At 71.7% G+C, this 12,621-nt stretch carries 12 protein-coding genes; 9 read left to right on the top strand and 3 right to left on the bottom strand.

Features of this window, described 5'->3' with window-relative positions:
- Positions 1-278 precede the first annotated feature (278 nt).
- Positions 279-1,337 (bottom strand): Ku protein, encoded by a 1,059-nt coding sequence (locus ACHBTE_RS24535; protein ID WP_394726226.1) that lies wholly within the window; start codon positions 1,335-1,337, stop codon positions 279-281.
- Positions 1,338-1,399: 62 nt separating this feature from the next.
- Here ACHBTE_RS24535 and ligD point away from each other — a divergent pair, with 62 nt between their 5' ends.
- Positions 1,400-2,281, top strand: a complete 882-nt coding sequence (gene ligD, locus ACHBTE_RS24530) for a non-homologous end-joining DNA ligase (RefSeq protein ID WP_394726225.1) — start codon at positions 1,400-1,402, stop codon at positions 2,279-2,281.
- A gap of 189 nt (positions 2,282-2,470) precedes the next feature.
- On the opposite strand, the gene ACHBTE_RS24525 is transcribed toward ligD, so the two are convergent.
- On the bottom strand, positions 2,471-3,292 hold the full coding sequence (locus ACHBTE_RS24525; RefSeq protein WP_394726224.1) for a nuclease-related domain-containing protein: 822 nt from the start codon (positions 3,290-3,292) through the stop codon (positions 2,471-2,473).
- 113 nt (positions 3,293-3,405) lie between these two features.
- Here ACHBTE_RS24525 and ACHBTE_RS24520 point away from each other — a divergent pair, with 113 nt between their 5' ends.
- The 7 genes from ACHBTE_RS24520 (at position 3,406) to ACHBTE_RS24490 (ending at position 10,294) form a co-directional block, all read left to right on the top strand.
- Complete coding sequence (locus tag ACHBTE_RS24520; RefSeq protein WP_394726223.1) at positions 3,406-3,912, top strand: protein phosphatase; 507 nt, start codon at positions 3,406-3,408, stop codon at positions 3,910-3,912.
- Positions 3,913-4,005: 93 nt separating this feature from the next.
- On the top strand, positions 4,006-4,770 hold the full coding sequence (locus tag ACHBTE_RS24515; protein ID WP_394726221.1) for a hypothetical protein: 765 nt from the start codon (positions 4,006-4,008) through the stop codon (positions 4,768-4,770).
- On the top strand, positions 4,767-6,002 hold the full coding sequence (locus tag ACHBTE_RS24510; RefSeq protein ID WP_394726220.1) for an ATP-binding protein: 1,236 nt from the start codon (positions 4,767-4,769) through the stop codon (positions 6,000-6,002). Before ACHBTE_RS24515 ends, ACHBTE_RS24510 begins: the two co-directional genes overlap by 4 nt.
- 125 nt (positions 6,003-6,127) lie before the next feature.
- Positions 6,128-6,811, top strand: coding sequence for an SH3 domain-containing protein (locus ACHBTE_RS24505; protein ID WP_394726219.1), 684 nt, complete (start codon positions 6,128-6,130; stop codon positions 6,809-6,811).
- A 43-nt stretch (positions 6,812-6,854) separates the two neighbouring features.
- Positions 6,855-8,237, top strand: a complete 1,383-nt coding sequence (locus tag ACHBTE_RS24500; RefSeq protein WP_394726218.1) for an FtsW/RodA/SpoVE family cell cycle protein — start codon at positions 6,855-6,857, stop codon at positions 8,235-8,237.
- Positions 8,234-9,709, top strand: a complete 1,476-nt coding sequence (locus tag ACHBTE_RS24495; RefSeq protein WP_394726217.1) for a penicillin-binding transpeptidase domain-containing protein — start codon at positions 8,234-8,236, stop codon at positions 9,707-9,709. Before ACHBTE_RS24500 ends, ACHBTE_RS24495 begins: the two co-directional genes overlap by 4 nt.
- Before the next feature lie 66 nt (positions 9,710-9,775).
- Positions 9,776-10,294, top strand: a complete 519-nt coding sequence (locus ACHBTE_RS24490; RefSeq protein ID WP_394726216.1) for a DUF3291 domain-containing protein — start codon at positions 9,776-9,778, stop codon at positions 10,292-10,294.
- 13 nt (positions 10,295-10,307) lie between these two features.
- Here ACHBTE_RS24490 and ACHBTE_RS24485 read toward each other — a convergent pair whose 3' ends face one another.
- Positions 10,308-11,414 carry a ferritin-like domain-containing protein gene (locus ACHBTE_RS24485; RefSeq protein ID WP_394726215.1) on the bottom strand — a complete coding sequence of 369 codons (1,107 nt, stop codon included), beginning with the start codon at positions 11,412-11,414 and terminating at the stop codon, positions 10,308-10,310.
- A gap of 89 nt (positions 11,415-11,503) precedes the next feature.
- On the opposite strand from ACHBTE_RS24485, the gene ACHBTE_RS24480 reads away from it, so the two are divergent.
- A complete protein-coding gene (locus ACHBTE_RS24480; protein ID WP_394726214.1) occupies positions 11,504-12,442 on the top strand; it encodes a diiron oxygenase in 939 nt (312 codons plus the stop codon).
- The last annotated feature ends 179 nt before the right edge of the window (positions 12,443-12,621 follow it).

Here is a 12,621-nt window from a genome sequence, read left to right as displayed (position 1 = left end):
GTTGGGCTGGGGGCTGGGGGCTGGGGGCTGGGGGGACGGTGACATCACCCGCGCTCCGCCGACGCGCCCCGCGGGCAGAGACCACCGTCACGCGGTCCGCTTGCGGGACGCCGTCCTCTCGCCACGGCCTTCTTCGCCGTGCCCTTCGCCACGTCGGCTTCTTCCCGGCCGCCTGCTTCGGCGTCACGCCTGCCGTCTCACGCCGGGGCAGGCGTCGGACCTTCGCCTCGGCGCGACCGGCGACATCGCCGCGCTCCGCCCCCGGCAGAGCACCACCGTCACGCGGTCCGCTTGCGGGACGCCGTCTTCTTCGCCGCCGTCTTCTTCCCCGTGCTCTTCGCCGTGCTCTTCGCCGCCGTCTTCTTGGTTCCCTGGGCGGCCGTCTTGGACGTCGACTTCTTGGCGGAGGACGTGGAGGACGATGCCGTTTTCTTCGCCGTCGTCTTCTTCGCCGCCGTCGACTTCTTCCCCGCCGTCTGCTTCGGTGCCGCCCGGGCCGTCTTTCGCTGGGGCAGGCGTCTGACCTCCCCCTTCTCCTCGGCCGGTGCCTCACCCCGCGACTCCTTCGCCGCCCGCACGCTGCTCTCCAGGGCCGCCATCAGGTCGAGGACCTTGCCGCCCCGCGCCGGCTCGGGAGACTCCGGCGGGGCCTCGCCCGCGGCCTTCGCGGCGACGACCTCCTCCAGGGCCTCCTGGTACTCGTCGTGCAGTTCGTCGAGGTCGATCTCGCCGAGGGTGTCCATCAGGGCGTCCGCGAGGTCCAGCTCCTTGTCGTTGACCGTGACGTTCGTGTCCGGCGCGACACCCTCGGGCTCGCGCACCTCGTCCGGCCACAGCAGCCCGTGCATGGCGATGGCGTCGCCGACGACCCGCAGCATCCCCAGCCGTTCCCGGCCGCGCAGGGCGAACTTGGCGATCGCCACCTTCTGGCTGCGCTTGAGCGCCTCCCGCAGCAAGGTGTACGGCTTCGCCGCCGGCGCACCGCCCGCCGCGAGGTAGTACGCGCTGTCCATGTGGAGCGGGTCGATACGGTCGGCCGGCACGAACGCCACGATCTCGATCGTCTTCGCGGTCGGGAGCGGAAGGTGGGCCAGGTCCTCGTCCGTGATCGGGATGATCGTGCCGTCCGCATCCTCGTACCCCTTGCCGATCTCCGACTGGGTCACCTCGCGGTCCTCCAGCTCGCAGACCTTGCGGTAGCGGATGCGACCTCCGTCCTCGGTGTGGATCTGGCGGAACGAGATGGAGTGGCTCTCGGTCGCGTTCACGACCTTGATCGGGATGCTGACCAGGCCGAAGGAGATGGCACCGTTCCAAATGGATCGCACGCACAGCACCCTTTCGATAGTTTTGCCGGACTCGCTCAGACATCCATCGTTATTTCTGGAATTCTCATCGTATGACGCCGATCACAGAGGTGGAGGGGCGACGGCTCGCGCTCAGCAACCTGGAGAAGGTGCTGTATCCGCAGACCGGCTTCACCAAGGGCGAGCTGCTGCACTACTACGCGACCACCGCCGACGCCCTGCTGCCGCATCTGCGTGACCGGCCGGTGTCCTTCCTGCGCTATCCCGACGGCCCGGACGGCCAAATGTTCTTCGCCAAGAACGTCCCGCCGGGCACCCCTGAGTGGGTCACCACCTCCGAGGTGCCCCGGGTCGAGGGCCCGGCCCGCATGGTGCTGGTGCAGGACCTGGCGAGCCTGATGTGGGCTGCCAACCTCGTCACCGAGTTCCATACGCCCCAGTGGGTGATCGGCGCGCCCGGCGAGGCCGACCGCCTGGTCTTCGACCTCGACCCCGGCCCGCCCGCCACGGTGGTCGAGTGCTGCGAGGTGGCCCTGTGGCTGCGGGAGCGGCTCACCGCGGACGGCATCGAGGCGTACGCCAAGACCTCCGGCTCGAAGGGGCTCCACCTCTCGGCGGCCATCCGCCCCGCACCCTCCGAGCGGGCCACGGAGTACGCCAAGGCGCTCGCCGTGGAGGCCGAGAAGACCCTGCCCCGGCTCGTGGTGCACCGGATGACCAAGAGCCTGCGGCCCGGGAAGGTCTTCGTCGACTGGAGCCAGAACGCCGCCCGCAAGACGACCGCCACGCCCTACACCCTGCGCGCCCGCAGCGGGCCGACGGTGTCCGCGCCGGTCACCTGGGAGGAGGTCGAGGACTGCCGCTCCCCGGACAGCCTCACCTTCCTGGCCCCCGACCTGGCCCCCCGCCTACAGGACTACGGCGACCTCCTCGCCCCTCTCCTGGACCCGACCCGGGCGGGCACCCTCCCCTGACCCGGACAGGACCCGACCCGGGCGAGCACCCTCCCCTGACCGGACAGGACCCGACCCGGGCGGGCACCCTCCCCTGACCGGACAGGAAGCCGACACCACAGCGGACATCACAGCCGCCGCCACAGTCCGACGAGCCCGGCCAGTCCGACCGGCCCGACCGACCCGACCACCCGCCCAACCGTCCGCCGCTCAGCTGCCCCACTGCTCGCCCGGCGACAGCCACACCCGTCGGTCCCGGGCCATCGCGTGCAGGGCCTCCACGTCCGCCGGCTTCAGCACCCCGCCCGACCGCGCCAGCCCCGCCACCTCCGTGTCCCTGAGGACCCGTACCTCCCGCGGCGGTGCCGGTATCACCACGTCGGAGGGCTCTACCAGGGCCAGGACCGGGCGTACCTCGGCGGTCAGGGCGTGCGAGGCCCGGTCGGCGTCGGCACGGACCCGGCGCAGCAGGGGCTGCGGCTCGCGGCGCCCGAAGGACACCATCGGATCGGTCACCGTCACCCGCTGCTTACGGGCGTACAGCGTGTGCACCGCGAACAGCCCGCCCGGCCCGATCACCAGGTGATGGATCCGGTCCCCGCCGGGCAGCGGCACGCAGTGCAGCGCATGCCAGCCCGCGCCGTCCAGCCGGTCCAGCGCCTCCCCCACCCGCTGCTCCGCCGCCAGCGCCCGGCGCCTGGGGTCGGGCCGCAGCCGGTGCGCGGGGCCGGGATCCCGGTCGAGGTCGGCCAGGAGCGCCTCGCCGGGACGGTTGGGCGCGAGGTCGTCGTCCGGGTGGAGGGCCAGCCGGACCAGCTCGGCCGGGGTGGGAACCGGCGGCGGGCCCACGGTCACCGAGCCGGTGACGAAGGGGCCGAGGGCCTGCAGCACATCCTCTCTGCGATCCTCGCTGAGCAGGTTGATCCGGGCCGCCTCCCTGTCGTACCAGGCGATGTTCCGCCCGTCCGTGAGGCAGACGTAGAGCCGTTCCCGGCCGTGCCGCCAGGTCGGTACGACGCGCAGTCCGCTCATGCACCATCACCCCACTGACCATGGGAACAGGCAGGGCGCCGCCCGGCAAGAACCCGGTTGGCTTCGAGCGGAGTTGGGCAGACCCCCCGGGAAGGCCGGCTGGGGAGGCGCCGTTGCGTACCCGCAGGAAGCGACCCGACGTACCGGCTCCGGACAGCCCGTGGAGCGAGATCGTGCCCGGCCTGTGGATGGGCGGGCACGAGTTCCGGGGGCCGTCGGGGCAGCTGGAGTTCGCCGTCGTCCGGGACGAGTTCGACGTCGTACAGACACTGCTGCGGCTGCCGGGGCACGGGCCGGATCCCGGCGTCCGGCACCAGGTGTGGCCGATCCCCGACGGGCCGCTGGACGGGACCCAGCTCGCGGGGGTGATCCGGCTGGCGGAGGCCGCGTGCGAGGCGCTGGACGAGGGCCGCAGGGTCCTCGTGCGCTGTTACCACGGGTACAACCGCTCGGGCCTGGTCGTCGGTCACGCGCTCGTACGCCGGAACCGCTCCGCCGAGCAGGCGATCCGGCTGATACGCTCCCGCCGCTCCGAGTGGGCCCTGCACAACGAGCTGTTCGCCGAGTACCTGCGGGCCGGGCTGCCCACCGCCCGGCTCCTGGAGGAACTCGCCGAGTAATCGTTTCGCCCGACCGCCCACCGGGTGCGCAAAAAGGACTTCCGTCCGAATAGTGTGTACGGACCGATCATCACCCCCTGCCCCAGGAGAGCCGTGCCCCGCAGCAGCCCCATGCGTCTCGCCGCGCTCGTCGCCCTGCTGGTGACGGCCGCGACGGCGTGCGGTGACGCCGGGGGGCTCCAGGGCGCGGGCCCGACTGAGACGGCGATCAGCCCGGACAAGCTCTGGCCGCAGCTGACACCGGCGTCCAGCCCGGCCTACGTCGTCGGCGAGGTGAACCGGGAGGCCGTCAAGGGCGTCGCCGTCCCGCGGGGCGACATCCGCGAGGTGGACCCGGTGGCGGTCGTCAGCAGGGAGATCGCCGAGAGCCCCGGGGACTACGCCGGCGCCAAGGCCCCGTACCGCGAGACCGGCCGCCTGATGGCGCAGTGCGACCGGGGCGTCGGGCACGGGCGCTGCCCGGTGCTCCAGCCGTACTACCGGGACCTGACCGGCGACGGGCGCCCCGACCTCACGCTGGGCTTCCGGCTGATGCCGGGCAACACCACCGCGGTGCGGGTCTACACCGTGGAGAAGCGCAGGCTCGTCCAGGTGATGGAGTGGGACGACGCCGTCAGCGGCGTGGAGCTGGCCGGACGGTCCGTGATCATCCGCTCGCCGTCCGAGGTGGCCGGATACGAGTACCGCCTGCAGTGGACCTGGGACGGTGACCAGAAGGCGATGCTGCTCACGCACGACGAGATGCTGCGCACCGGCACCCGCGACAAGACCCGTCACCCTTCGCCCGGCCCCACGCGCCCAGCCACGCCGACACCCTCCGCCACACCCTCCGCCACGCCTCCTGCGAGCACCCCATGAGGCTCGCCCTCCCCCGGTGGGCAGGCCCGCTCGCCGTCAAGGCGGCCGTCTTCATCACGGTGATGTGCTGCGCGCTCGCCGCGCTGCTGGGCGTCCTCGTGCATGTCTCGGTGACCAAGCAGACCGTCGACCAGGCCCGGGAGCTCGCGCTGTCCCGGCTGGAGGACGCGACGGCCGCCTTCGAGGCCGGGGACCCGCTCCGGCCGGGCGTCGCGCTCGATCCGCCGGAGCTGCCCGGCTCGCTGCGGGACCTGGCGCTGTCCGGCGACCGGGGCACGATGGTCGCCGAGTACCGGGAGCGCCCCACGATGTGGGCGGCGGGCCCCGCCGACGACGACAGGGCCCTCGCGGTCCGGATCGACTACGCGCAGCAGGCCCGCACCATCGACGGGCTGGACCGGGCGATCGTGTGGTCGTCCGGTCTCGCGATCGGGGTGACGGTGCTGGTGGGCGCGTTCGCGGTGACACGGGTGACGCGCCGGCTGCACACCACGGCCCGGGTGGCCCGGCGGATCAGCGGGGGCGATCTGGACGCGCGGGTCGACGATCCCCGTACGCAGGATCCGAGCCGGCCGCAGGACGAGGTGGCCGCGGTCGCCGCCGCCCTGGACTCCATGGCGGCGTCGTTGCAGGGCAAGCTGCTGGCCGAGCAGCGGTTCACGGCGGACGTGGCGCACGAGCTGCGGACACCGTTGACCGGGCTGCACGCGGCGGCCGAACTGCTGCCGCCGGGGCGGCCGACGGAGTTGGTGCGGGACCGGGTGGCCGCGTTGCGGACGCTCACCGAGGACCTGCTGGAGATCTCACGGCTGGACACCGGGCGGGAACGGCTGGAGCTGGACTCCGAGCCGCTGGGGGCGCTGGCGGAGCGGGTCGTGCGGGCGTCCGGGTCGGACACCGAGGTCGTCGTGGTGCGGGACGTCGTCGTGGAGACGGACCGGCGGCGGCTGGAGCGGGTGCTGGGGAACCTGGTGGCCAATGCCCACAAGCACGGGCGTCGGCCGGTGTCGCTGACGGTGGAGGGGCCGGTCGTCACCGTGCGGGATCACGGCGGCGGGTATCCGGACTACCTGGTCGCGCACGGGCCGCAGCGGTTCCGCACGGAGGGCGGTTCCCGGGGGCATGGGCTGGGGCTGACCATCGCGCTGGGACAGGCTGAGGTGCTGGGGGCGCGGCTGACGTTCGTCAACGCGGCGGACGGCGGGGCCGTGGCGCGGCTCGTCCTGCGGTAGCCGGCCCCTGAGCGAGGACCGCTGCGGGGCGCCGCGCTCCTATGGCCCAGCGTGGCGCGCGATCCTCCAAGCGGGCTTCTAATGTGGCGATTAGTCAGGTATGTCCCTCTCCCATGGAGGTTCCCATGGCCCTGCGCTCGCGCCTCGCCATATCCGTCGCCGTCGGCGCCCTCGTCGCCGCGGCCTACGCCACGCCCGCCGCGGCCGATGACGAGTGGGGGTCCGGGGGTGACTCGGGCACGTCCCAGGGGGACGGGGGCGGTGGCCAGGGAGGCGGGGGCGGAGGTCAAGGAGACGAGGGTGGCGGCCAGCAGGGAGGGGGCGGCAACGACCAGGGCGACGGGGGTGGCGGCCAGCAAGGAGGGGGCGGCAACGGCCAGGGCGACGGGGGCGGCGGCCAGCAAGGAGGGGGCGGTGGCCAGCAGGAAGGGGGCGGCGGCGGCAACGGCCAGGGCGACTGGGGCGGGAGCGGCCAAGGGGAAGGCGGCGGCAACGGTCAGCAGGGCGGCGGCGGCAACGGCCAGGGTGACTGGGGCGGCGGCCAGGGCGACGACTGGGGCAACAACAGCCGCCGCGAATTCACCCGCGGACGCGTCACCGCCGGGACGCTGCTGCTGCGCAGCGCGCCCAACCGGGGCAGCCAGGTGATCCGGACCGCCCACCGGGGCGAGATCGTCAAGATCTTCTGCAAGACGCCGGGCCAGCGCGTCGACGGCAACCCGCTCTGGTACCTGCTCGCCGACGGCACCTGGGCATGGGGCGCCGCCCGGTACATCGACAACATCGGGGCCGCGCCGCGCTGGTGCTGAGGCGTTAGACACACAAGACCGACTATTTGGGTAGGTTCCGGACATGACCAAGGCCGGAACCACCCTGGTGGCAGCGGACGCGCCCGCTCCCGCCGTACCGCTCCCCCGGCGCCGTGGCATCGAACTGGCCCTGATCGTCGTGGCCGTCCTGCTCTCGGTGTACGGCTACTGCGCGGTCGGTCTCGCCAGGAACGGCACCGTCCCGCCCGGCGCCGCCGGTTACGGCGCCGGGCTCGGCGTGCTCGCCTTGCTCGCGCATCTGGCGGTGCGCCTGCGCGCCCCCTGCGCGGACCCCCTGCTGCTGCCGATCGGCGTACTGCTCAACGGCCTCGGTCTGGTGCTGATCTACCGGCTCGACCTGGAGACACCGAGCGACCTGGCGGCCCCCGCCCAACTCGTGTGGTCCACGTTGGGCGTGGCGCTGTTCATCGTGGTCGTCCTTCTCCTGCGCGACCACCGGGTGCTCCAGCGCTACTCCTACGTGTGTGTCGTGGCCGCCCTGGTGCTGCTCACCCTGCCGATCTTCTTCCCCTCAGTGAACGGCGCCCGCATCTGGATCCGCGTCGCCGGATTCTCCATCCAGCCGGGCGAGTTCGCGAAGGTCCTGCTCGCGGTGTTCTTCGCGGCATATCTGGCGGCCAACCGCAGCGCACTGGCGTACACGGGCCGCAAGGTCTTCGGGCTGCGCCGGATGCAGTTGCCCACCGGGCGGGTCCTCGGCCCGATCGTCGCCATCTGGCTGCTCAGCGTCGGTGTGCTGGTCCTCGAACGGGATCTGGGCACCTCCCTGTTGTTCTTCGGTCTGTTCGTGGTCCTGCTGTACGTCGCGACCGGCCGCACCGGCTGGATCGCCGTCGGCCTGCTGCTCGCCGCGCTCGGCGCGGTGGCCGTGGGGCAGTTGGAGCCGCATGTGCACAGCAGGGTCGAGGACTGGCAGCACCCGCTCGCCTCGATCGAGGCGGGCCAGGGCCCCAACCAGCTCTCCCAGTCGCTGTTCGCCTTCGCGGCGGGCGGCGTCGTCGGCACGGGACTGGGCCTCGGCCACTCGATCCTGATCGGCTTCGCGGCCAAGTCGGACTTCATCCTGGCGACGGCCGGCGAGGAGCTGGGCCTCACGGGACTCGCGGCCGTCTTCCTCCTCTACGGCCTGCTGGTGGAGCGCGGCTTCCGGGCTGGGCTCGCCCTGCGCGATCCCTTCGGCCGGCTGCTCGCGGTGGGGCTCGCCTCGATCGTGGCGCTCCAGGTGTTCGTGATCGCGGGAGGGGTGATGGGCCTGATCCCGCTGACCGGCATGGCGATGCCGTTCCTGGCGCAGGGCGGCTCGTCGGTGGTCACCAACTGGGCGATCGTGGCGCTGCTGATCCGCCTCAGCGACCGAGCCCGCAGCCGGTTCGGCGTGCCGAAGGAAGAGGGGGCCGACCGATGACCCGGCACATCCGGCACGCCGCCTTCTTCTGCGCCCTGCTGCTGGTCGCGCTCCTCGTGAACGCGGCCCGGATCCAGGTCTTCCAGGCCCCGTCCTACGACGACAACATCGCCAACCGGCGCAGCACCATGGCCCGTTACGGACAGCCGCGCGGTGACATCCTGGTCGGCGGCGAGCCGGTCACCGGCTCCCACGACACCCGCGAGCACCTGCGCTACGAGCGGACGTACGCGGACGGCCCGATGTACGCGCCGGTGACCGGGTTCGCCTCGCAGGTGTACGGCACGACCTTCCTGGAGCAGACCGAGGACGGCGTGCTGTCGGGCACCGACCCGCTGCTGTCGCCCTTCCCGCTGTGGAACGGCACCGCCCGCGACCGCTACCCCGCCGGCGACGTGGTGACCACCCTGCACCGGGCGGCGCAGAAGGCGGCGTTCGAGGGGCTGGCCGGCCGCAAGGGCGCGGTCGCGGCCGTCGAGCCGTCGACCGGGCGGATCCTGGCCCTGGTGTCGGCCCCGTCGTACGACCCGTCGGTGCTGTCGGGCAACGGCTCGTCGGTGACCCGGTCCTGGCAGTCGCTGAACGACGACCCGGACAAGCCGATGCTCAACCGGGCGGTGCGCAAGACGTATCCGCCGGGCTCGACCTTCAAGGTGGTGACCGCGGCGGCGGCCCTGGACACGGGCGTGGTCGAGGACGTGGACGAGCCGACCGACTCCCCGGACCCGTACCGGCTGCCCGGCACCAGGACCTCGCTGACGAACTCGTCCAAGGGCTGCGAGGACGTCGCGCTGCGCAAGGCGTTCGAGTGGTCGTGCAACACGGTGTTCGCCAAACTTGGGGTGCGGGTCGGGGCGGACCGGATGGCGCAGACGGCCGAGGCGTTCGGCTTCAACGACGCCGGACTGCGCATTCCGTTCCCGGTGGCCGAGAGCACCTTCGACTCGAAGGTGGACCGCGCGCAGCTGGCCCTGTCGTCGATCGGCCAGTACAACACGCGGGCCACCCCGCTGCAGATGGCGATGGTCGCGGCGGCGGTGGCGAACGGCGGGCAGGTGCGCTCGCCGTATCTGGTGGAGCGCACCACCCGGGCGAGCGGCGGCACGGTCGCGTCGGCCGGGCCCGGCCCGATGCGGCAGGCCATGCGGGCGTCGACCGCCGTCCAGCTCAAGGAGCTCATGGTGGACGTGGTGCGCGAGGGCACCGGCACCAACGCCTGGATCCCCGGCGCGACGGTCGGCGGCAAGACCGGTACGGCCCAGCACGGCCTCGGCAACTCCGGGACGCCGTACGCGTGGTTCGTCTCCTGGGCGCAGGGCGACCGCGATCTGGAGCCGAAGGTCGCCGTCGCGGTGGTGGTGGAGGACGCGGACGCCGACCGGGGCGAGATCAGCGGGGGCGGGGACGCGGCCCCGATCGCCCGAGCGGTGATGCAAGCGGTACTGAAACAACCTTCCCTCGCCCGCCACTGACACCGGTGCCCACCCACTGAGACACCCCCTGGGCTGATGCCACCCACCCGACCTATCGTTCGGTCCATGACGTCATCAACCACCCCGGAAGCCGCCTACGAACTCGCCCAGGTCAACATCGCCCGCCTCAAGGCACCACTGGACTCACCGCAGTTGAAGGACTTCGTCGACAACCTCGAGCCCGTCAACGCCGACGCCGACAACGCCGACGGGTTCGTCTGGCGGCTGAAGGACGACTCGGGCAACGCGACGGACGTACCCGTCTTCGGCGACTCCTGGCTGATCATCAACCTGACGATGTGGCGGGACACCGACGCCCTGACCGCGTACATGTACCAGGGCCGCCACCGCGAGATGCTGGCCCGCAGGCGCGAGTGGTTCGAGCGGCTCCAGGAGGCGGTGACGGCTCTGTGGTGGGTCCCGGCGGGCCACCGCCCGACGGTCGCGGAGGCGGAGTCCCGCCTCCTGCACCTGCGCACGAACGGTCCGACGCCGTACGCCTTCACCCTGCGTACGTCGTACCCGCCCCAGGGTGCCGAGCCGGTGCTGGGCGAGCTACCGGACGGCCTGGGCTGCTCGGTCTAGCGCTACGCCCCCCTCATTCCTGCGCCCCCGCGCGCACGGCGTCCGCGACCTCCCCCACCCGCTCCCGCTCCTCGACGGCGAACCGCTCGGCGTCGAGCCGCTCGGCGATCTCCTCGTCCTGGGCCATCAGCAGGTCCAGGTTCGAGTCGCCCATCTCGAAGACGCCCATGTCGACATAGGCCTGCTGGAGCCGCTTGCCCCACAGGCCGATGTCCTTGACGCAGGGCACGATCCGGGAGAACAGCAGCCGGCGGAACAGGGCGAGGAACTCGGACTGCTCGCTGTACTCCTCGGCCTCGGCGGCCGGGACGCCGAAGTTCTCCAGCACCTCCACGCCCCGCAGCCGGTCCCGCATCAGATGACAGCCCTCGATGACGAACTCCTCCCGCTCCCGGAGTTCGGCGTCGCCGAGCTGCTTGTAGTAGTCCCTGAGCGCCATCCGCCCGAAGGCCACGTGCCGCGCCTCGTCCTGCATGACGTACGCCAGGATCTGCTTGGGCAGCGGTTTGTCGGTGGTGTCCCGGATCATGCCGAAGGCCGCCAGCGCCAGCCCCTCGATCAGTACCTGCATGCCGAGATACGGCATGTCCCACCGGCTGTCCCGGAGCGTGTCCCCGAGCAGGGACCGCAGATTGTCGTTGACCGGGTAGAGCATCCCGATCTTCTCGTGCAGGAAGCGGCCGTAGATCTCGGCGTGCCGGGCCTCGTCCATGACCTGGGTCGCCGAGTAGTACTTGGCGTCGAGGTCGGGCACGGACTCCACGATCCGCGCGGCGCACACCATCGCCCCCTGCTCACCGTGCAGGAACTGGCTGAACTGCCAGGAGGCGTAGTGCCGCCGAAGCTCCCCCTTGTCCCTGTCGCTGAGCTTCGCCCAGTGTCTGGTGCCGTACAGGGACATGGACTCGTCGGGCGTGCCGAGCGGGTCGTACGGATCCACCTCCAGCGACCAGTCGATCCGCTTCTGGCCGTCCCACTGCTTGTCCTTGCCCTTCTGGTAGAGCGCGAGGAGGCGGTCGCGGCCGTCGTCGTACTCCCAGCTGAAGCGTGCCGCGCCGGTCGCCGGCACCTGCCAGTGAGGATCTCCCGGATCTGTGGCGTACAGGTCGAAAGTCGGCATGTTCCGCAGGCTCACACGTAGTAGACGCGCGGTCAACAAGTTGCGCGCGAGGGATTGACGAGCTTGCTGACAGGCAGTCTCATAAGGGCATGACGACGCTGACGGAAGCCGACGCGATCGCGGGCCTGCGCGACGCCCTCGGCCTGCTCAAGGACCGCGAACAGGTGGCCGAACGTCTCCTCGCCTCCTCCGCCAAGCATTCCTTCGACCCGGACAAGGAACTGGACTGGGACGCGCCCTTCGAGGAGGGCAAATGGTTCTGGCCTCCGGAGCTGGTGTCCCTCTACGACACCCCGATGTGGAAACGCATGAGCGAGGAACAGCGCATCCTGCTCTCCCAGCACGAGTCGGCGGCCCTCGCCTCGCTGGGCATCTGGTTCGAGATCATCCTCATGCAGCTCCTGGTCCGCCACATCTACGACAAGGCGGCGACGAGCGCACACGTCCGCTACGCCCTCACCGAGATCGAGGACGAGTGCCGCCACTCCAAGATGTTCGCCCGCCTGATCTCCCACGGCGACACCCCCTGGTACCCGGTGAGCCGCGCCCACCAGCACCTGGGCCGCCTCTTCAAGACGATCTCCACCACCCCCGGCTCCTTCACGGCCACCCTCCTGGGTGAGGAGGTCCTCGACTGGATGCAGCGCCTGACGTTCCCCGACGAACGCGTCCAGCCCCTCATCCGCGGCGTCACCCGCATCCACGTGGTGGAGGAGGCCCGCCACGTCCGCTACGCCCGCGAAGAGCTGCGCCGCCAGATGGTGACGGCCCCGAAGTGGTCCCAGGAGTTCACCCGAGTCACCTCCGGCGAGTTCGCCCGCGTCTTCTCGGTGGCCTTCGTCAACCCCGAGGTCTACACCAACGTGGGCCTGGACAAACGAGAGGCCATGGCCCAGGTGAAAGCCAGCGCCCACCGCCGCGAAGTCATGCAGACGGGCGCCAAACGCCTGACGGACTTCCTGGACGACATAGGAGTCCTACGCGGAGTAGGCCGCCGCCTGTGGAGGTCATCGGGCCTACTCGCGTAACCCCCCGGCACACCCGCTGGGAGGCCACACCCCGTACGGCGGGGCAGCCGCAGACACCGGCGATCACGCACCCCCGCGTGGCCGCGCCCCCACGGACGCGAGGCCGCGTACGGCGGGAAGGGGCCGGGGTGGGGGGTGTCCGCCCGCAGCGGCCGGCGTCAAGAAACAGCACTGCCCAT

Origin of the sequence: Streptomyces sp. M41, assembly GCF_043673425.1 — a bacterium.
In the GTDB taxonomy this organism is placed as follows: domain Bacteria; phylum Actinomycetota; class Actinomycetes; order Streptomycetales; family Streptomycetaceae; genus Streptomyces.
Note: the sequence above shows the minus strand (reverse complement) of the source record. Positions and strands in the feature narration are given on the sequence as shown.

Excerpts from the sequence above, each read along its gene's own strand:
- ACHBTE_RS24510 (WP_394726220.1), top strand. The coding sequence starts at position 4,767 with ATGAGGCTCGCCCTCCCCCGGTGGGCAGGCCCGCTCGCCGTCAAGGCG.
- ACHBTE_RS24495 (WP_394726217.1), top strand. The coding sequence starts at position 8,234 with ATGACCCGGCACATCCGGCACGCCGCCTTCTTCTGCGCCCTGCTGCTG.
- ACHBTE_RS24500 (WP_394726218.1), top strand. The coding sequence starts at position 6,855 with ATGACCAAGGCCGGAACCACCCTGGTGGCAGCGGACGCGCCCGCTCCC.
- ligD (WP_394726225.1), top strand. The coding sequence starts at position 1,400 with ATGACGCCGATCACAGAGGTGGAGGGGCGACGGCTCGCGCTCAGCAAC.
- ACHBTE_RS24505 (WP_394726219.1), top strand. The coding sequence starts at position 6,128 with ATGGCCCTGCGCTCGCGCCTCGCCATATCCGTCGCCGTCGGCGCCCTC.
- ACHBTE_RS24485 (WP_394726215.1), bottom strand. The coding sequence starts at position 11,414 with ATGCCGACTTTCGACCTGTACGCCACAGATCCGGGAGATCCTCACTGG.
- ACHBTE_RS24490 (WP_394726216.1), top strand. The coding sequence starts at position 9,776 with ATGACGTCATCAACCACCCCGGAAGCCGCCTACGAACTCGCCCAGGTC.
- ACHBTE_RS24525 (WP_394726224.1), bottom strand. The coding sequence starts at position 3,292 with ATGAGCGGACTGCGCGTCGTACCGACCTGGCGGCACGGCCGGGAACGG.
- ACHBTE_RS24480 (WP_394726214.1), top strand. The coding sequence starts at position 11,504 with ATGACGACGCTGACGGAAGCCGACGCGATCGCGGGCCTGCGCGACGCC.